This window comes from Paraburkholderia sp. BCC1884, from assembly GCF_900996225.1.
In the GTDB taxonomy this organism is placed as follows: domain Bacteria; phylum Pseudomonadota; class Gammaproteobacteria; order Burkholderiales; family Burkholderiaceae; genus Paraburkholderia.
Map to the genome: position 1 here is coordinate 290,819 of NZ_CAAJGL010000090.1, position 20,385 is coordinate 311,203.

A 20,385-nucleotide genomic window follows, 5' to 3' on the forward strand; every position below is an offset into this window, starting at 1 on the left:
AGTCGGTGGACACGTTGCGTGTCGCCCGGTAGGGAAATCTGCGACCTAGGGCATTTGGACGCAGGCCCGCACGACATGAAATATCGCGCTGCAGACTAGATTGATCAGCGATCCTGATTAATTTGCATAGCCTTCACTTTTAGTTAGAGCGCTGCCACAGCGCAGCGCCGTTTTATCGCTCAAATTGCACCCAACAGCTTGCGGTCGACATCTGCACCGACCGCAAGACCGCTCAGAAAACCCTTCTATTACGCCACCGTCAATCAGGCCGTCGCATTGCCTCGCAATCGGACAAGAATGCCCTCCAATGCGTCCAGATCGCCGAAATCCACCAGCACCTGCCCTCGCCCACGCCGACCGAGCTTGATCTTCACCGTGGCAGCCAACAGATCAGACAGCTCTTCTTCAAGGCGTCGCGTGTCACGACCGCCGTCCTGATTTGCACGCGCCTTGACCGCGGGTGCCGCCTTGGTGGTCGTCGTCACAAGCTTTTCGGTTTCGCGTACCGACATGCGCTTGTTGACAACCTGATTGGCCAGCGTGATTTGCGTTGCGGCGTCGACGGCCAGCAGCGCACGTGCGTGACCCATGTCGAGGTCACCAGCCAACAGCATCGTCTGCACCGGCGAAGCGAGATTCAGCAGACGCAGCAGATTCGACACCGCGCTGCGCGAACGGCCAACCGACTCTGCCGCCTGTTCATGGGTGAAATTGAACTCATCGAGTAGACGTTGGATACCCTGCGCCTCTTCCAGCGGATTCAGATCCTCGCGCTGAATATTCTCAATCAGCGCCATCGCGGCTGCCGCTTGATCCGGCACGTCCCTCACCAGTACCGGCACCTCTTCGAGGCCGGCAATCCGCGCCGCACGAAATCGTCGTTCGCCGGCGATGATCTCGTACTTGTCCGCCGACACCGGGCGCACCAGAATCGGCTGCATCAGCCCTTGCGCGCGGATGCTCGCGGCCAACTCCTGTAGCGCCCCCTCGTCCATACGCGTACGCGGTTGGTACTTGCCTGCCTGCATCTTACTGAGCGGCAAGACGTTCGGCGCTCCCTCGATCGCTACCGCCTCGGTAATATCCGCGCTACCACCCAGCAACGCCTCGAGTCCCCGGCCCAATCCCTTCTTTCTCGCTACTGCATTCATCGTGCTTCCTCGATCCGCTTAGGATGCCTGGGGCGCGTCGTTCAGTGCGCGCACCCGCTCAATCATTTCTACGCCGAACTGCACATAAGCTTGCGCGCCACGCGACGCCCGGTCGAACACGACGCCGGGCAAGCCGTAACTCGGCGCCTCCGCGAGACGAACGTTGCGTGGGATCACGGCGTCGAAAACCTTGTCGCCAAAATGCTCTTTCAGCTGATCCGAAACTTGCTGTTGCAAGGTGATGCGTGGATCGAACATCACGCGCAGCAGGCCGATCACCTTCAGATCGCGGTTCAGGTTCGCGTGCACCTGCTTGATCGTGTTGACCAGATCGGACAAGCCCTCGAGTGCAAAGTACTCACACTGCATCGGAATCACAACGCCGTGCGCGGCGCACAAGCCGTTGAGCGTCAGCAGCGACAAGGCCGGCGGGCAGTCGATCAGGACGAAGTCATATTCGTTTTCGACAGGCCCAAGAGCAGCCTTCAATTGACGCTCGCGGTTCTGTACGCTGACCAGTTCGACCTCGGCACCCGCAAGTTCGCGGTTCGCCGGCAGCACATCGTAGCCGACGGCTTCGGGCCGCACACGCGCATCGGCGACCGAAACACCGTCGACGAGCACTTCGTAGACGGTGTTTGCACAGGCAGCCTTGTCGATGCCGCTGCCCATCGTGGCGTTGCCCTGCGGGTCCAGATCGATGAGAAGAACTCGCTGTCCCTGCGCTGCCAAGCTCGCGGCCAGATTGACTGTGGTTGTCGTCTTGCCGACGCCACCCTTCTGGTTCGCAACGCAGAAGATTTTTGCCATCGTTGGTGTATCCCTTTTGCTGCCTGGATGAAGTGACTAAAAACCGCTGGAGGTATCGGGTACGGCGTGAGTCTAACGGTCGCCGTCAGTTACCGGTATCCACCGAAACCTTGATGAGGTGACGCTCAGCATCGAGCGAAGGAACATTCAGGCGGATGACTTGTTCCACGTGGGCACCCTCTGGCAACCGTTCGATCTCGCCCTCCGGATGCACGCCCTTCATCGCCCAGATCGCGCCACCTCGTGCAACCAGATGACGGGCCAGTGTAACGAAATCCGTGAGTTCTGCGAATGCGCGTGAGACGATTACGTCGAACTTTGCAGGTACTTCGGCGCCGGGTTGCAATGTCTCGACCCGCCCGGTCACGACGGAGAGATTGGCCAAACCAAGCTCAGCCTTGGCTTGCGCCTGAAAAGCCGTCTTTTTATGGACGATGTCGTTTGTCGTCACCGTCCAGTCTGGCAACACGATGGCCAGCACGATGCCAGGCAAACCGCCACCCGAACCCACGTCCAATACCGAGGACGGACCGAGCGGCGCGAGGTGCGGCACGATCGAAAGCGAATCCAGGATGTGTTGAATCAACATCTGACGCGGGTCGCGAATCGCGGTGAGGTTGTAGACGGCATTCCATTTCGACAGCAACGCGACGTAGTCGAGTAATTTGCCGATCTGTGCGTCGCTTAAATCGAGATCAAGCTCACGCACACCCTCTTCAAGCAGCGGCACCAAAGCTTCCCGGCCACTTCCCTTCTGGTTTCCCGTCATTGCACCACCGGCGTGCTGTCGGTGCCCGGCTCGGCTGCTTTCGTCGAGCGACGGCCCAAGCCGCGCTTCAGATGAACCATCAGCAGCGAGATAGCCGCCGGCGTGATGCCCGAAATGCGCGATGCCTGCCCGATAGTTTCCGGACGGAATTGCGTCAACTTCTGACGCGCCTCAAACGACAGGCCACGAACTTCAGCGTAGTCCAGTCCATCCGGCAAACGCGTGCCTTCGTGCGCCTCATTGCGCTCTATCTCATCTGCCTGACGATCGATATAGCCCTGATACTTGATAGCGATTTCGATCTGCTCCTTAATCTGGGCACGCAAAACTTCGTCTGCCGCCAAGGTTTCGGGCGCAGCGCATTCGCCGGCGCGCAAACCGCAGACACCGTCGTACGTTACGCCCGGACGACGCAGCAAGTCTGCAAGGCTGTATTCGTGATCAATCGGTTTGCCGAGCAAAGCAGTCGCTTCTTCTGCCGGTAACGTCTTAGGATTGACCCACGTAGTGCGAAGACGCTCTGTTTCACGTGAAACAGCGTCACGTTTCCGGCTAAATGCGTCCCAGCGGACGTCGTCTACCACGCCCAACTCGCGACCCATCTCTGTCAACCGCATATCTGCATTGTCTTCGCGCAAGCTCAGGCGGTACTCAGCGCGGCTGGTGAACATGCGATACGGCTCCGACACGCCACGCGTGACCAGATCGTCGACGAGTACGCCCAGATAGGCCTGATCGCGGCGCGGGCACCACGCCTCCTTGCCCTGCACATACAGCCCAGCGTTGATGCCGGCCAGCAAGCCTTGCGCGGCCGCTTCTTCGTAGCCGGTCGTGCCGTTGATCTGTCCTGCAAAGAACAGCCCACTGATCACCTTCGTTTCTAGCGATGCCTTCAATCCACGCGGATCGAAGTAGTCGTATTCGATCGCATAGCCCGGCCGCAGGATATGCGCGTGCTCCAAACCGCGCATCGAACGCACGAGTTCCAATTGCACGTCAAACGGCAAGCTCGTGGAGATTCCGTTCGGGTAGAACTCGTTGGTCGTCAGCCCTTCCGGTTCAAGAAAAATCTGATGCGATTCCTTCGATGCAAACCGATGAATCTTGTCCTCGATCGACGGGCAATAGCGCGGTCCCACCCCTTCGATCACGCCTGTGTACATCGGCGAACGATCGAGGCCACCGCGAATGATGTCGTGCGTCCGTTCGTTCGTATGCGTGACCCAGCATGGCACTTGTCGCGGATGCTGCTCCGCTCGACCCAAAAACGAAAACACCGGCACGGGATCGAGGTCGCCCGGTTGCTCTTCCAACTGCGAAAAGTCGATCGTCCGGCCGTCGATGCGCGGCGGAGTGCCAGTCTTCAGGCGCCCTTGCGGCAACTTCAACTCCTTCAGACGCGCGGACAACGACACCGCAGCGGGATCGCCCGCGCGACCGCCGGTGTAGTTGTTCAACCCCACGTGAATCTTGCCGTCCAGGAACGTCCCGGCTGTCAGCACCACGGCACGCGAGCGGAAACGAATGCCCACCTGCGTGACTGCACCTACAACGCAATCGCCTTCCACCATCAAATCGTCGACGGCCTGCTGGAATAGCCACAAGTTCGGCTGGTTTTCGAGCCGATGGCGGATTGCCTGCTTGTACAGCAGACGATCGGCTTGCGCGCGCGTCGCACGAACGGCTGGGCCTTTCGACGAATTGAGGATGCGGAACTGGATACCGCCCTCATCCGTTGCGGCCGCCATGGCGCCGCCGAGCGCATCGACTTCTTTCACCAAGTGGCCCTTGCCAATGCCGCCGATCGACGGATTGCAACTCATCTGGCCAAGGGTTTCGATGTTGTGAGTCAGCAGGAGCGTGGTGTTGCCCATGCGCGCCGATGCCAAAGCGGCTTCGGTTCCGGCATGGCCGCCGCCGACGACAATTACGTCAAATTCTGTGGGAAAAAGCATCGCAGATCTCACGCCAGATCATCGCGTGAGCCTTTTAAAGGAAAATGTATGGGCGAATTATAACGGGTTCGGTTTTGGCCCGAATTCGTCCGAATGGCCTAAGAACAAAAAAGGCGGTGTGTTTCACGTGAAACACACCGCCTTTAGCCGGGATAGAACTCAGAACCTAGATCACTTACGCCACTTTCTTGGCCAGTCCTAGGTAGGTTTCGATAACGCGCGGGTTTTGCGCCAAATCTACCGCCGGCCCTTCCAGCGCTAGTTCGCCCGTTTCTAGAACATAGCCGTAATCGGAGATTTGCAATGCCGCGCGGGCATTCTGCTCGATAAGCAGTGTTGCTACGCCGGTCTGCCGCAACGCGCTGATGATGTGGAAAATTTCTTTAACGATCAACGGTGCAAGTCCCAGGCTCGGTTCATCCAGCATCAACAGATCTGGTTTGCCCATCAGCGCACGGCCGACGGCGAGCATTTGTCGCTCACCACCGGACAACGTTCCGGCAGCCTGCTTGCGCCGCTCCTTCAGTCGAGGAAAGAGCGTGAACACCGGTTCAAGCTGATCGAGAAAGTTGCGCTCCCCTGCTCGCTTCCGGCGATACGCACCCAGAACAAGGTTATCTTCCACAGTCATCGACGCAAACAGCTCGCGCTTTTCCGGCACCAGACACATTCCACGTGCAACTCGCTTCTCCACAGGTACGGCGCTGACGTCTTCACCTTGGTAACGGACCGCGCCTTTTGCGTGGCCCGACGTCGGCAACGCACCCATGATCGCGTTCAGCAACGTGGACTTGCCGGCACCGTTCGGCCCGATAACCGAAACGATCTGGCCGGCGCCCACCTTAATGGCTGCGCCGTGCAGCGCCTCGACTTTTCCATACCGCACCGACAGACCGTTCACATCCAGAATTGGCAGTGCGGCTTTCGTCGTGTTTTCCATTATTCCACCCCGCCCAAATAGGCTTCGAGCACTGCCGGATCCTGTTGCACCTCTTGCGGCAAACCTTCCGCGATCCGTGTTCCGAACTCCATCACCACCAATCGATCGGTGAGATTCATCACGAAATCCATATCGTGCTCGACCAGCAACACGCTCATTCCTTCTGCCTTCAACCGTCGCAGCAAATCCGCGAGTTGCAGTTTCTCCTGATAACGCAAACCGGCCGCCGGTTCATCAAGTAGCAGCAAGGTCGGATCGCAACACAACGCACGGGCGATTTCGAGAATTCGCTGTTGTCCCAAAGCGAGGCTACCCGCTTCGTCGTACATGTGTTGCTCGAGCCCGACGCGGCGAATCTGCCGAGCCGCCTCCGCCATTAGACGCGCTTCTTCCGCGCCGTTGAGACGCACGACGCTGCGCCACACGCCGGCCTGACCACGCAGATGTGCGCCGATCGCAACGTTCTCCAATACCGTCATGCCTGGCAGCAACTTGACGTGCTGGAAGGTTCGCCCGATCCCCCGCTTGACGATTTCACGTGAACTCAACGAATCGATGCGTTCGCCGCGGAAAGTGATTTCACCGCTGGTCGCCTGAAGCACGCCGGTCACCAGGTTGAAGGTCGTCGATTTGCCGGCGCCGTTCGGACCGATCAGGCCGATGATCTGCCCCGCCTTTACTTCAAAGCTCACGTCGTTCACCGCAACCAGACCGCCGAACTGCTTGCGCGCCTTGTTGACCGTCAGCAGATCCTCACCAGCCGTAGGCTTGCTGCGCTGCGGCAAGGCTTCTGCATTTTCCGCTAGCTGCGCACGCGGCCCACGCGGGAAGAAGCGCGCGACGAATGGCCAAACACCCTGCCGCGCGTACTGAAGCAACAGGACCATCAAAATGCCGAATACGATCACTTCGAAGTTGCCGTTCTCGCCGAGCAGCTTTGGCAGCAGCGTTTGCAGATAGTCCTGCAGCACGGTCAGAATCGCTGCACCCAGCACTGCACCCCAAACATGCGAGACGCCGCCCACCACCGCCATGAACAGAAACTCGATGCCGTGATTCAGGCCGAACGGCGTCGGGTTCACGGCACGTTGCAGATGGGCGTACAGAAATCCCGATATCGACGCCAGTACGGCGGCATAAACGAAGATCACCACGCGCATCCACGCGGTATTTACGCCCATCGCCTCAGCCATCATGCCGCCGCCGCGCAACGCGCGAATCGCTCGCCCCGGCCGGCTATTAAGCAGGTTCTGAACAGAAATCACCGCACCGAGCACGACCAGCCAGATCAGGTAATAGATATGGCGGCCGGACTCCAGATTGATGCCAAACACATTCAGCACCGGAATTCCGTTGATGCCGTCGTACTTGCCCAGGATGTCCAGGTTACCGAACAGATAAAACAGCGCGAGACCCCACGCGATCGTGCCGAGCGGCAAAAAGTGGCCCGACAGACGCATCGTTACGAGTCCAAGCATCAGCGCGATCAACGCCGTCACCACGACGCCAGCAATCAGCGCGAGCCACGGCGACACGCCATACGCGGTCGTCAGAAACGCGGTGGCATAAGCGCCGATGCCGACGAACGCGGCTTGCCCGAAACTCGTCATCCCGCCAATCCCCGTCAGCAACACGAGGCCGATCGCCACGATCGAATAGAGGCCGATGTAGTTGAGCAACGTTACCCAGTATTCAGGCACGTGAATTGGCCGCGGCAGCACCGGCAACGCGAACAGCACCACGAGGAACAGCCAGAAGAACTTGTTTTGCATGATCCGTTTCATCGCGTCACTCCTCTTCCTCTTCGGCATGCGGGCTGGCAAAACTGCGCCAGAGCAACACCGGGATGATCAGCGTGAACACGATCACTTCCTTATAAGCGCTCGCCCAGAACGACGAATACGATTCCAGCAGACCGACGAGGATCGAACCGGCCGCCGCCAGCGGATAGCTGACGAGTCCGCCGATAATCGCCCCCACGAAGCCCTTCAGACCGATCAGGAAGCCCGAGTCGTAGTAGATGGTGGTCAAGGGTGCAACGAGGATCCCGCACAGCGCACCGAGCCCCGCAGCGAGCGTGAACGCAAGGCGCCCAGCCTGCGTCGTGCCGATGCCGACCAGGCGCGCACCCAGTCGGTTCACCGACGTCGCACGCAAGGCCTTGCCCGAGATCGAGCGATCGAAGTACAGATACAGCGCCCCGATCAACACCACGGCCGTGCCGACCACCCACAGACTCTGCCCGGAGATCGTCAGCGTGCCGAGGTTGAAGGTGGCGTCGGAGAACGCGGTCGTGCGCGAGCCTTCCGCGCCGAACATCACGAGCCCGAGGCCGACCATCGCGAAGTGCACCGCCACGGCCACGATCAGCAGCAGCAGCGTGGTCGCTTCTGCGATCGGCTCATACGCCAGGCGGTAGACGAACGGTCCCATCGGAATCACGATCAGCAACGTCAGTGCGATCTGCACGATCATCGGCAGCGGGTGAAGAAAAAGACCTTGAGTCACGGCGTAGACCGCGATCGGAAACAGCAGGAATTTGCCGACCATCAGCGCCAGTGTGCGAGCCGCGTGACGTCGACGTTCAGCATGCCGCACCATCCCCGCCGCCTCGACGACGAAGCATGCCGCGCCCATCGCCATCAGCAGCCAGCAAGTGGCCGGAAACTTTTGTGTCTGCAGTGCCGCGAGCGTGAGCGCACCGTACGAAACAAACTCGCCCTGCGGGATGAAGATCACCCGTGTCACGGAGAACACCAGCACCAGCGCAAGCGCGAGCAGCGCATAAATCGCGCCGGTGGTGATGCCGTCCTGCGCGAGGATCGCTGCAATTGATAGATCCATACTTCCTCGTCCTGAAGCGTCGAAATCGAAATCGGAAAACCGGCGTGGCGGCCAATGACACGGTCCACCACTGACCTTGCATGTCTGAAAAGGCGACCGCCGCGCCGGAACACGGCGCGGCGGTCGGTGCCATTGTCATCGAACAGAATGGCAATGCGGCGTCACATGCCGCACATTGCGCGAGAGGCGCGTACCGCTTTTGTTATTAGTCGTTCTGCAGCTTCCACTTGCCGTCGACGATCTGCACGATCACGCGTGCGCGCTTGTCGAGGCCATTGTGGTCGGTCGGGGTGGTGTTCATGATGCCGTGCGAAACCGGCAGTTCCTTGATGTTCTCAAGGGCGCCACGCAGTGCCACGCGGAACGCTTCGGTGCCCGGCTGAGCGGTTTTGAGTGCGACCGGAATCGCCGCTTGCAGCATCTGGCCGGCGTCCCATGCGTGGCCGCCGAAGGTCGCCACCGAACCCGCGCCATACGCTTTCTCGTACGCCGCCTTATACGCTTCCGACGACTTCTTCACCGGATTCGAATCCGGCAATTGGTCGGCGACGAGGATCGGACCCGCGGGCAGGAATTCGCCTTCGCAATCCTTGCCGCACACACGCAGGAAGTCGTTGTTGGCGACGCCGTGCGTCTGATAGACCTTGCCCTTGTAGCCTCGCTCCTTGAGCGTCTTGGCCGGCAGTGCCGACGGCGTGCCCGCGCCCGCGATCAACACGGCATCGGGGTTCGCGCCCATCGTCTTCAACACCTGCCCCGTGACCGATGCGTCGGTGCGGTTGAAGCGCTCGTTCGAGACGATCTTGAGATTGTGCGCAGCGGCGGCCGCCGTGAAAACATTGTTCCAGCCGTCGCCATAGGCATCCGCGAAACCGATGAAGCCCACCGTTTTCACGCCGTGGTGTTCCATGTAGTCGGCGATCGCGTCAGCCATCAGGCTGTCGTTCTGGGGCGGCTTGAAAGCCCAGGCACGCTTGGCATCCATCGGCGAAATGATCGCAGCCGATGCTGCCAGCGAGATCACCGGTGTTTTGCCCTCGGCTGCGGGGTCGAGCATGGCGAGCGAGTTCGGCGTAACGGTCGAACCGATGATCGCATCGACGTGATCTTCGTCGATCAGCTTGCGCGTGTTCTGCACGGCCTTGCCGGTGTCCGATGCGTCGTCGAGGATGATGTATTGCACCGTCTTGCCGCCGATCTCCTTCGGCAGCAGCGCGATCGTATTCTTCTCAGGAATCCCGAGCGATGCAGCCGGCCCCGTAGTGGACAGCGTGACACCGATCTTCACCTGAGCGAATGCGGCGCCCGCGCCGCACATCAACGCCATTGCAACGCCGGTACGTACCCATTGGCTGGTTTTTTTCATTGCGAGTCTCCAAACGCTTTGAAGCGCGTATCTGTAATCCGGCTCACGGGCCGGGTGTCTGAATCTAGTTATAGGGTTGAGGCGTGCCAAGCATGGTTTTCCCTGCTCGACGCGAAGCCTCCACCGTTGCGTTGCCATTGCCCTGCTGCATACCGCACCTGCCGACTGCTGCGATTCGTGTCTCGCGTCTTGTTGCGCCATGTCGTATCGATCTACTGGCAACAAAACACTAACATGTTAGTAGTATTCGTTCTGCTTCATCGACGGTCAATAGACGGCGGCCCGAATGCGGGTTTGTCCTGAAGCCGTCGCGCCACACTTCCCGCTCGCGTTTTCGCGTCGATCGGGCAATAAAAAAGACGCGTCAACTGCACGCGTCTTTTGAATGGGTTTCCGTATCGCTTCGCCTTCGCTCAGTCGCCGGCCAACTTCCACTTGCCGCCGACAATCTCCACCATCACGCGCGCCCGCTGGTCGAGGCCAGCATGGTCGTTCGCGCTCATGTTGAAGATGCCGTGCGACGCCGGCAAATCTTTGGTGCTCTCAAGCGCGGCGCGCAGCGCCTCGCGGAATGCCGGTGTGCCAGGTTGGCCCTTCTTCAGCGCTAGAGGAATCGCGCGTTGCAAGAGCAAGCCCGCGTCCCACGCATGGCCGCCGAAGGTCGACACCGAGCCCGCGCCATAGGCGGTTTCATACGCGTGCTTGTAGGCGAGCGCCGGCTTCTTTACCGGATTCGAATCGGGCAGTTGATCCGCGACCAGCAGCGGGCCGGCGGGCAGGAACGTACCTTCGCAATCCTTGCCGCACACGCGCAGGAAATCGTTATTGGCTACGCCGTGCGTCTGATAGAGCTTGCCCTTGTAACCGCGCTCCTTGAGCGTTTTTTGCGGCAGCGCGGCCGGTGTACCCGCGCCGGCGATCAGCACCGCGTCCGGGTTTTGCGACATCACTTTCAGCACCTGGCCGGTAACCGACGCGTCGTTGCGCGCGAAGCGTTCGTTCGCGACGATCTTGATCTTCGCGAGATCCGCGGCCTTGCCGAATTCCTTGAACCAGCTCTCACCGTAGGCATCCGAGAAGCCGATGAAGGCTACCGTCTTCACGCCATGATTGGCCATGTGTTGCGCGATGGCGGTCGCCATCAGGATGTCGTTTTGCGGTGTCTTGAAGACCCACGCGCGCTTCGCGTCCATGGGTTCGACGATGCTGGCCGCAGCGGCCATGGAGATCATGGGCGTGGTGCTTTCGGCGGCGACGTCGATCATTGCAAGCGAGTTCGGCACGACGGTCGAGCCGATCATGGCATCGACGTGCTCTTCGCTGGTGAGCTTGCGAGCGTTCTTGACGGCTTGCGTGGAATCGGTGGCGTCGTCGAGCACGATGTAGTCGATCTTTTGCCCCGCCACTTCTTTCGGCAGCAGTGCAATCGTGTTCTTTTCCGGAATACCGAGCGATGCGGCCGGACCCGTTGCGGACACCGTGACGCCGATTTTCACGTCTGCAAATGCATGGCTGCTCCATGCTGCGGATACACCTGTCGCGACCACTGCCGCGCTAATCCAACGCAATGCCGACTTCATGCCGCTCCTCTGCCTACCCCGTTATTCAATCGAATTTAAATCCGTGGATTTAAATCCCGACCCAGCGGTCGGTGAATAGCGAGTGTAGCGGACGAAAGCGCAGCGCTGCAAGCGTTTTGCAGGGTTACAACGGGTGCCAATGAGGGTGTTGCGGCGACTAAAAAAGAGATACCGATTTAGCACGGTAATTGAATGGAGCATGACGGAAAGCACAAATAAAAAGCGCTGTTGGATATCAATCCAACAGCGCTTTCGTCTGGGCACTGAGTGCCTCATTGTCTCCTCGTTCTCCACCTGCAAAATTCGTGGTGCATCAGAACTGCATGAAGATTAAACGAGCACCTTCCGTACTACAACTAGCAATTACCCTAGTGGTGCAGCGCAGCACCAAGTTGGGGCGCCGTTGCGCCATCCTGGTTTGCACCGACCGGCTGCCAGTGAGTCGTGCTCGAACTTCACGATGCAACGAGTGGCGAATTATATCGGATGCCGAAGCAACGGAACATCTGATTCTGCTTACGCACGCAGCGGCCGCACCCGGGCCACGATCTCGCCGACAATGCCGCGCCGGAACGCCAGCACGCACGCGATGAAAATGATCCCCGTCACGATCGTCACCGACTCGCCCAGCGAACGGAACCAGTCGACGCCCGTCGACGCGGCCAGCGCCGAACCGATATCGCCGAGCCGATCTTCCAGCGCGACGATCAGCGCCGCGCCAAGCAGCGGCCCGAACAAGGTGCCCATGCCGCCGACCAGCGTCATCAGGATCACGAGCCCCGACATCGTCCAGTATGCGTCGCTCAAGGTTTCGAAGCCTTGCACCAGCACCTTGAGGGAACCCGCGAGCCCCGCAATGCCCGCCGACAGAATGAACGCCAGCAGCTTGAAACGATCGGTATCGTAGCCGAGCGACACCGCGCGCGGTTCGTTCTCCTTGATCGCCACCAGCACCTGGCCGAACGGCGAATGCACGATGCGCACGATCAGCAGGAACGCGAGCACGACCACGGCCAGCACGACGAAGTACAGCGCGACGTCGGAGGAGAGATCGAGCACGCCGAACAGCTTGCCGCGCGGCACACCTTGCAGACCGTCCTCGCCATGCGTGAACGGCGCCTGCAGGAACACGAAGTAGACCATCTGCGCGAGCGCCAGCGTGACCATCGCGAAGTAGATGCCCTGCCGGCGAATCGCGAACATGCCGACGATCAGCCCGAGGAAAGTAGCCGCCGCCGTGCCGGCCAGCACACCGAGTTCCGGCGAAAAGCCGAACGTCTGGATGGCATAGCCGGTGGTGTAACCCGCTGTCGCGAGAAACATCGCGTGGCCGAACGACAGCAGACCGGTATAGCCGATCAGCAGGTTGAAGGCCGCTGCAAACAGCGCGAAACACAGCACCTTCATCACGAAGAGCGGATAGATGCCAAGCACCGGCACCAGCAGCAGCGTGATCAGCAGCAGACCGTAGAGCACTTTTCTCTGCATCATTTTTCCTTGCCGAAGAGGCCCGCCGGGCGCACGAGCAACACGAGCGCCATGATCACGAAGACGACGGTCGCCGACGCTTCCGGGTAGAACACGCGCGTCAGCCCTTCGATCACGCCGAGCATCAGACCAGTCAGTATCGAGCCCATGATCGAACCCATGCCGCCAATCACGACGACTGCAAACACGGTGATGATCATCGGCTGGCCCATCAGCGGCGAAACCTGGATCACGGGCGCGGCGAGCACGCCGGCGAACGCCGCGAGTGCGACGCCGAAACCGTAGGTCAGCGTAATCATCAACGGCACGTTCACGCCGAAGGCTTCGACGAGTTTCGGGTTCTCCGTGCCCGCGCGCAGATAGGCGCCAAGCCGCGTCTTCTCGATCACGAACCAGGTCGCGAAGCACACCGCGAGCGACGCCACCACGACCCAGGCACGATAGTTCGGCAGGAACATGAAGCCGAGGTTGGTCGCGCCGGACAATGCCGAAGGCACGTCGTACGGCTGACCCGACGAGCCGTAGATCGAACGGAACACGCCTTCGACTACCAGCGTCAACCCAAAGGTGAGCAACAGGCCATACAGATGATCGAGCTTGTAGAGCCAGCGCAGCATGGTGCGCTCGATCGCCATGCCGAACAGCCCGACGATGAGCGGCGCCAGCACCAGCATCACCCAGTACGGCAGGCCGAAATACGAAAAGCCCATCCAGGCGAGCATCGCGCCGAGCATGAACAACGCCCCGTGCGCGAAGTTGATCACGTTGAGCAAGCCGAAGATGACCGCCAGCCCGAGACTCAGAATCGCGTAGAACGAGCCGTTGACGAGCCCCAGCAGCAGCTGGCTCAGCATCGCCGGTAGCGGAACGCCAAAGATTTCCATTGAAGCCTTAACAAGGTGAAACCGGCCACGCCCGAGCCGGCCTGCGCGATCGACCGCCAACACGCCGATCGCGCGCCGCAGGTAAAACCGTTCGCCGTCATCCTGTGTACCATCACGGAATCACAAATTTCCCGTCAGATATGGCAGGAAGACGGCTATCCGGTTATGAACCGGTGTTTATTTCCACAACGCGCAGCGCGTTTGCGCCTTGGTCGTGAACGCCTGTTCGCCCGGGATCGTCGCCATGATCTTGTAGTAGTCCCACGGCTCTTTGGACTCGGCCGGCGTCTTCACCTGCATCAGGTACATGTCGTGGATCATGCTGCCGTCCTGACGGATGTAACCCTTCGCGTAGAAATCGTCGATCTTGGTCTTGCGCAGTTGCGCCATCACCTTGTCGGTGTCGGTCGAACCGACTGCCTTCACGGCATTCAGGTAGGTCATGGTCGCCGAGTAGTCGGCGGCCTGCAGGCTCGACGGCATCTTCTTGGTCTTGTCGAAGTAGCGCTGTGCCCACTTGCGCGTGTTGGCGTCCTTGTTCCAGTACCAGCTGTCCGTGAGCACCAGACCTTGGGTGGTTTCCAGACCCAGGCTGTGCACGTCGTCGATGAACATCAGCAGCGCGGCGAGTTTCATCGTCTTGGTCACGCCGAATTCCTTCGCGGCCTTGATCGAATTGACGGTGTCGCCGCCGGCATTCGCGAGGCCCAGAATCTGTGCCTTCGATGCTTGCGCCTGCAACAGGAACGACGAGAAGTCCGACGCCGACAACGGTGCGCGCACCGCGCCGAGCACCTGGCCGCCATTCGCCTTCACCACGTCCGAGGTCGCTTTTTCGAGCGCCTTGCCGAAAGCGTAGTCAGCCGTGAGGAAGTACCACGTCTTGCCGCCCTGCTTCGTCACCGCCGAGCCGGTGCCGTTGGCGAGCGCCGTCGTGTCGTACGCGTAGTGGATCGTGTACGGCGTGCATTGCTCGTTGGTCAGCGTGTCGGCTCCCGCGCCGATGTTGATGTACACCTTGTGCTTCTCGCCCGCCACGGTATTCATCGACAAACCGGTTGCCGAGTTCGTGCCGCCGATCAGCATGTCGACGCCGTCGCGATCGAACCATTCACGCGCGCGCGAGGCGGCGATGTCCGCCTTGTTCTGGTGATCCGCGTAGACCAGCGTGATCGGCTTGCCGTTGACCTTGCCGCCGAAGTCGGCGATGGCCATACGGATGGCTTCGAGGCCGCCCGGGCCGTCGATATCCGCATACAGCCCCGAGAGATCGGTGATGTAGCCGATCTTCACCGCGTCGTCGGCCGCTTGCACGCTGCCCATCGTGAGGGTGGCGCCGGCGACGGCCGCGAAACAAAGTGTGGCGAGTCGCGCGAGTGGTTTCTTGTTCATTCCTGTCTCCTGGTTTCTTCGCTTGTGGTTATCAGAGGCAATCGGGCGCTCGGTTATACGCCCAGTAAATCGTGCAGGACCGGCATTTTGCTTTCGAGCTCGCTGGCCCCGAAGTGCTCGACGATCGAACCGTGCTCCATCACGTAGAAGCGATCGGCAAGCGGCGCGGCAAAGCGGAAATTCTGTTCGACCATCACGACCGTATAGCCACGCTCCTTGAGCGTGATGATCATGCGCGCGAGTGCCTGCACGATCACGGGCGCGAGGCCCTCCGAAATCTCGTCGAGCAGCAGCAGACTCGCGCCCGTACGCAGAATGCGCGCCACCGCGAGCATCTGCTGTTCGCCGCCCGAGAGGCGGGTACCCTGGCTCATGCGGCGTTCCTGCAGATTCGGGAACATCGAATAGATTTCTTCGAGCGACATCATGTGCGCCTTGTCGCCGACAGGCGGCGGCAACAGCAGATTCTCCTCACAGGAGAGGCTCGAAAAAATGCCGCGCTCTTCCGGGCAATAGCCGATACCGCAATGCGCGACCCGATGCGTGGGCATGCTGATGGTTTCGCGGCCGCCGATACGAATCGACCCCGTGCGCCGTCCCGTCAAACCCATGATGGCGCGCAGCGTAGTGGTGCGCCCCGCGCCGTTGCGGCCGAGCAGCGTGACGACTTCGCCGCGGTTCACCGTCAGATTGACGCCATGCAGGATATGGGATTCCCCGTACCACGCCTGCAAACCCGCAATTTCCAGCGCGGGCACGGCTTCACCCATGCCGCTCACTTCGAGGCTTTCGCGCTCGGCAATCGTATTCATGCGTGGGCTCCGGCGAGCGCCGCGTCGGCGCTGCCCATATAGGCTTGCATCACGAGCGGATTCTTCGACACTTCGGCGTAGCTGCCTTCGGCGAGCACTTCACCGCGTTGCAGCACGGTAATGGTGTCGGAGATGCCGGCGATCACGTTCATGTTGTGCTCGACCATCAGGATGGTGCGACCGCTCGATACTTTTTTGATCAGTGCCGTGACGCGGTCCACGTCTTCATGGCCCATGCCTTGCGTGGGTTCGTCGAGCAGCATCAACTCGGGTTCCATGGCAAGCGTGGTGGCGATTTCCAGCGCGCGCTTGCGGCCGTAGGAAAGCTCGACCGTCAATACATCGGCGAAATCGGTCAATCCGACCTGAGTGAGCAGGTCCATCGCGCGATCGTCGAGCTGGCGCAAAGTGCGCTCGCTCTTCCAGAAGTGAAACGCGGTGCCGAGTTGGCGCTGCAAGCCGATACGCACGTTCTGCAATGCTGTCAGATGCGGGAACACCGCGGAAATCTGGAACGAGCGGATGATGCCGCGCCGCGCAATTTGCGCCGGACGTTCCTTCGTGATGTCGATACCGTTGAAGACGATCTGGCCCGCGGTGGGCTCGAGAAATTTGGTGAGCAGGTTAAAGCAGGTGGTCTTGCCTGCCCCATTGGGACCGATCAGCGCATGGATGGAACCACGGCGTACGCGCAGGTTCACCCCGTTCACGGCGATGAAGCCCTTGAACTCTCGGGTGAGGCCGCGCGTTTCGAGAATCGTATCGCCGAGAATCATGTTCCCTTCCATACGGAGTAAGGCGAAGCACTACGATCTTCCGCGCGAACCGCTGCGCGACTTTTTTATGACGGTGGCACCCCGTGCCACTCGTTGGCGTGCTGCACCAATCCGGACGGTAATCCATGGGGCAGCATGCAGCATGGCTGCCATTGTCGCGCCAATGATGCAGCGCATTCATCGGGATTTGCACTTAGTGGATGACGCCGGTCCGATGCGCGCGCCGCGTCGGCTGTCACACCGCCGACATGGTCACGGCCGCGCCGGTCTGCGCCGTCCGGCTGCCGCCCACGCGCGCACGCCGATCCTCGCGGATCATGTCGCTGGCTCGTTCGGCGATCATCAGCGTCGGCGAATTGGTGTTGCCCGAGGTGATATTCGGCATCACCGATGCGTCGACCACCCGCAAGCCGTCGACGCCGATCACACGCAGCCGGTTATCGACCACCGCGCCCGGATCGTCGATCGTCCCCATGCGACAGGTGCCGACCGGGTGAAAGATGGTCGTACCGACCGCGCCTGCGGCCTGTTGCAGCTCTTCTTCCGTCTGATACTGGATGCCCGGCAAAATCTCCTGCGGCCGATAGCGCGACAACGCGGGCGCCGCGGCAATCCGGCGCGTGACTCGCAGCGCGTTGGCGGCGACGTGCCGGTCGTAATCGGTGGAGAGATAGTTCGGTGCGATCAACGGTGGCGCTGAGGCATCGGCGGATTCGATGTGAATGCTGCCGCGCGAAGTGGGACGCAACTGGCACACCGAGGCCGTGAATGCATTGAAGCGATGCAGCGGCTCGCCGAAACGATCGAGCGAAAGCGGCTGCACGTGATACTCGAGATCGGGACGCGTGAGCGAGCGATCGTCGGGATCGGATTTGGCAAACGCGCCGAGTTGCGAAGGCGACATCGACATCGGCCCGCTTTGAAACAGCGCGTACTGCATGCCGATCATCAGCTTGCCCCACCAATGCGCGGACGCCGTATTGAGTGTGCGCACGCCGTCGACCTTATAGGCCATACGCAATTGCAGATGGTCCTGAAAATTTTCGCCGACGCCGCGCAGATCGTTGACGACATCGATACCGAGATTCTGCAGCCGCGCCCCATTGCCGATGCCCGAGAGTTCGAGCAATTGCGGCGAATTCACCGCGCCCGCGCAGAGGATCACTTCGCAGCGAGCCTTGGCGAGATAGTCGATGTTCTCGCCGCGATATTCGACGCCGGTGCAGCGACGTCCTTCGAAAACGACGCGTTGTGTTTGCGCGCCGGTAATCACCGTGAGATTCGGCCGCCTGAGCGCAGGCCGCAAAAACGCCTTTGAGGCATTCCAGCGAATCCCGCGCTTCTGATTGACGTCGAAATAGCCAACGCCCGTGTTATCGCCACGATTGAAATCTTCGGTTGCGGGGATGCCGGTCTCCTGCGCGGCGCGTGAGAACTCTTCGAGAATCTTCCATTTCAGGCGCTGCTTTTCGACACGCCATGGACCACCCGCGCCATGCGATTCGCTCGCGCCGGCGTGATGATCTTCGCTGCGTTTGAAGACCGGCAGAACCGAGTTCCACGACCACGACGCGTCGTTCGTGACGCGTGCCCATTCGTCGTAATCTTCGCGCTGGCCGCGCATGTAGATCATGCCGTTGATCGACGAACTGCCGCCCAACACACGGCCACGTGGATACGACAGCGAGCGGCCGTTCAAGCCTGTTTCCGCCTGGGTTTTATAGAGCCAGTCCGTGCGCGGATTGCCGATGCAATAAAGGTAGCCGACGGGGACGTGAATCCAGTGGTAATCGTCCTTGCCACCCGCTTCGAGCAGCAGAACCTGAATGTCGGGGTCCTGGGTCAGGCGATTGGCCAGCACACACCCCGCCGTACCCGCACCCACGATCACGTAATCGAATTCGCCTTCGAGGCGCCGGTTCGACGCAGGCGTACTTTGGGCGTAGCTCATGGTTTCGTCTCCTGATCTTTTTTCTTCAAGCCGCACTCCATCGAGAATGAAGTGCGGCGTCATGCTTTATCTGTTTTTTATTTGGCGACGGGCATGGTGAACTCCGCACCCTTCGCAATACTGTCCGGCCACCGCTGCATGATGCTTTTGTAGCGCGTATAAAAGCGCACGCCTTCTTCACCGTAGGCGTGATGATCGCCGAACAGCGAACGCTTCCAGCCGCCGAACGAATGCCATGCCATCGGTACTGGAATCGGCACGTTGATGCCAACCATACCGATCTGGATCTGCCGCGAAAACGCGCGAGCCACACCGCCGTCGGAAGTGAAGAGCGACACGCCGTTGGCAAACTCGTTGCCGTTGATCAACTCCACCGCGGATGCAAAATCCGGCACACGTACCACGCACAGCACGGGCCCGAAAATTTCTTCGCGATAGATTTTCATGTCGGTCGACACGTCGTCGAATAAGGTGCCGCCCAGGAAGAAGCCCTTCTCGTGACCGCTTACCTGATGACCACGCCCGTCGACCACCAGCTTTGCACCTGCTGCGATGCCCGCATCGATATAGCCCACCACCTTGTCGCGATGCACCGCTGTCACGAGCGGACCCATCTCGGCGTCCGACTCCATGCCGTTGAGAATCTTCAGGCTCTTCACGCGCGGCGTGAGTCGCTCGATCAACTCATCGGCGATATGGCCCACGGCGACAGCCACCGAAATCGCCATGCAGCGTTCGCCGGCCGATCCGTACGCGGCGCCGATCAGGGCATCGACCGCCTGATCGAGATCCGCGTCCGGCATCACGACCAGATGATTCTTCGCTCCGCCCAACGCCTGGACCCGCTTGCCGCGTTTCGTGCCTTCCGTGTAGATATATTCGGCAATCGGCGTCGAGCCGACAAACGACAGCGCGCTCACTTGCGGGTGCTCGAGCAAGGCGTCGACGGCCACCTTGTCACCGTGCACGACGTTGAACACGCCATCCGGCAAGCCGGCTTCCTTCAGCAACCCGGCAAGCCGATTTGCGCACGAAGGATCACGCTCGGACGGTTTCAGCACGAAGGTGTTGCCGCAAGCAATCGCCACGGGGAACATCCAGCACGGCACCATCATCGGAAAATTGAAAGGCGTAATGCCGGCGACCACGCCGAGCGGCTGACGCAGATTCCAGTTGTCGATGCCTCCGCCGATCTGGTCGGTAAAGTCGGTCTTCAACAGATTCGGAATGCCGCACGCGAACTCGACGATCTCGATGCCGCGCATCACCTCGCCCTTCGCATCCGAGAACACCTTGCCGTGCTCGCGCGTGATCAACTCCGCGAGTTCGTCGTGGTGACGGTCGAGCAATTCCTTGAACCTGAACATCACGCGGGCCCGTTTGATCGGCGCGGTTTCGCTCCATGCGGGAAACGCGGCTTGCGCCGCAGCGACTGCAGCATCCACTTCGGCGACGCTTGCAAGCGGCACGCGCGCGCTCACACTGCCGAGCGCGGGATTGAAGACATCGCCGAAGCGGCCGCTCGTGCCCTCGATCGTCTTGCCGTTGACGAAATGCGTCAGCGCGTGTGCGCCGGTCTGACTCTGCTGCACCACATCCTGATCTGTCTCGCTCATGTCGTCCTCTTCCTGAGAAATCTTCCGCCCGGCGCTCGAAGCGTCGCAAAG

General features: G+C 60.5%; 16 protein-coding genes. All 16 read right to left on the bottom strand.

The window, feature by feature from the left end; genetic code table 11:
- Positions 1–263: 263 nt before the first annotated feature.
- Positions 264–1,151, bottom strand: coding sequence for a ParB/RepB/Spo0J family partition protein (locus tag FQ705_RS20165; protein WP_144143817.1), 888 nt, complete (start codon positions 1,149–1,151; stop codon positions 264–266).
- 18 nt (positions 1,152–1,169) lie between these two features.
- Entirely contained in the window at positions 1,170–1,961 is a 792-nt protein-coding gene (locus FQ705_RS20170; RefSeq protein ID WP_144143818.1) for a ParA family protein, read from the bottom strand.
- 85 nt (positions 1,962–2,046) lie between these two features.
- On the bottom strand, positions 2,047–2,730 hold the full coding sequence (gene rsmG, locus FQ705_RS20175; RefSeq protein WP_144143819.1) for a 16S rRNA (guanine(527)-N(7))-methyltransferase RsmG: 684 nt from the start codon (positions 2,728–2,730) through the stop codon (positions 2,047–2,049).
- Positions 2,727–4,685 (bottom strand): tRNA uridine-5-carboxymethylaminomethyl(34) synthesis enzyme MnmG, encoded by a 1,959-nt coding sequence (gene mnmG / locus FQ705_RS20180; RefSeq protein ID WP_144143820.1) that lies wholly within the window; start codon positions 4,683–4,685, stop codon positions 2,727–2,729. The genes rsmG and mnmG overlap by 4 nt, the downstream gene beginning before the upstream one ends.
- Positions 4,686–4,860: 175 nt before the next feature.
- Positions 4,861–5,625 carry an ABC transporter ATP-binding protein gene (locus tag FQ705_RS20185; RefSeq protein ID WP_144143821.1) on the bottom strand — a complete coding sequence of 255 codons (765 nt, stop codon included), beginning with the start codon at positions 5,623–5,625 and terminating at the stop codon, positions 4,861–4,863.
- Positions 5,625–7,409 (bottom strand): ATP-binding cassette domain-containing protein, encoded by a 1,785-nt coding sequence (locus FQ705_RS20190; RefSeq protein WP_144143822.1) that lies wholly within the window; start codon positions 7,407–7,409, stop codon positions 5,625–5,627. Before FQ705_RS20190 ends, FQ705_RS20185 begins: the two co-directional genes overlap by 1 nt.
- A gap of 4 nt (positions 7,410–7,413) precedes the next feature.
- Positions 7,414–8,469 carry a branched-chain amino acid ABC transporter permease gene (locus FQ705_RS20195; RefSeq protein ID WP_144143823.1) on the bottom strand — a complete coding sequence of 352 codons (1,056 nt, stop codon included), beginning with the start codon at positions 8,467–8,469 and terminating at the stop codon, positions 7,414–7,416.
- Positions 8,470–8,674: 205 nt separating this feature from the next.
- Entirely contained in the window at positions 8,675–9,835 is a 1,161-nt protein-coding gene (locus FQ705_RS20200; RefSeq protein WP_144143824.1) for an ABC transporter substrate-binding protein, read from the bottom strand.
- A 413-nt stretch (positions 9,836–10,248) separates the two neighbouring features.
- Complete coding sequence (locus FQ705_RS20205; protein ID WP_144143825.1) at positions 10,249–11,415, bottom strand: ABC transporter substrate-binding protein; 1,167 nt, start codon at positions 11,413–11,415, stop codon at positions 10,249–10,251.
- 516 nt (positions 11,416–11,931) lie between these two features.
- Positions 11,932–12,903: a branched-chain amino acid ABC transporter permease gene (locus FQ705_RS20210; protein WP_186307947.1), complete on the bottom strand. Its 972-nt coding sequence runs from the start codon at positions 12,901–12,903 to the stop codon at positions 11,932–11,934.
- Positions 12,903–13,787: a branched-chain amino acid ABC transporter permease gene (locus tag FQ705_RS20215; RefSeq protein ID WP_144143827.1), complete on the bottom strand. Its 885-nt coding sequence runs from the start codon at positions 13,785–13,787 to the stop codon at positions 12,903–12,905. The genes FQ705_RS20210 and FQ705_RS20215 overlap by 1 nt, the downstream gene beginning before the upstream one ends.
- Before the next feature lie 177 nt (positions 13,788–13,964).
- Positions 13,965–15,179, bottom strand: coding sequence for an ABC transporter substrate-binding protein (locus FQ705_RS20220; RefSeq protein ID WP_144143828.1), 1,215 nt, complete (start codon positions 15,177–15,179; stop codon positions 13,965–13,967).
- A gap of 53 nt (positions 15,180–15,232) precedes the next feature.
- Positions 15,233–15,991: an ABC transporter ATP-binding protein gene (locus FQ705_RS20225; protein WP_144143829.1), complete on the bottom strand. Its 759-nt coding sequence runs from the start codon at positions 15,989–15,991 to the stop codon at positions 15,233–15,235.
- Positions 15,988–16,767, bottom strand: coding sequence for an ABC transporter ATP-binding protein (locus FQ705_RS20230; protein WP_144143830.1), 780 nt, complete (start codon positions 16,765–16,767; stop codon positions 15,988–15,990). The genes FQ705_RS20225 and FQ705_RS20230 overlap by 4 nt, the downstream gene beginning before the upstream one ends.
- A gap of 235 nt (positions 16,768–17,002) precedes the next feature.
- A complete protein-coding gene (locus FQ705_RS20235) occupies positions 17,003–18,718 on the bottom strand; it encodes a GMC family oxidoreductase (RefSeq protein ID WP_144143831.1) in 1,716 nt (571 codons plus the stop codon).
- Between the two features lie 77 nt (positions 18,719–18,795).
- Positions 18,796–20,334 (bottom strand): CoA-acylating methylmalonate-semialdehyde dehydrogenase, encoded by a 1,539-nt coding sequence (locus tag FQ705_RS20240; RefSeq protein WP_144143832.1) that lies wholly within the window; start codon positions 20,332–20,334, stop codon positions 18,796–18,798.
- Positions 20,335–20,385 lie beyond the last annotated feature (51 nt).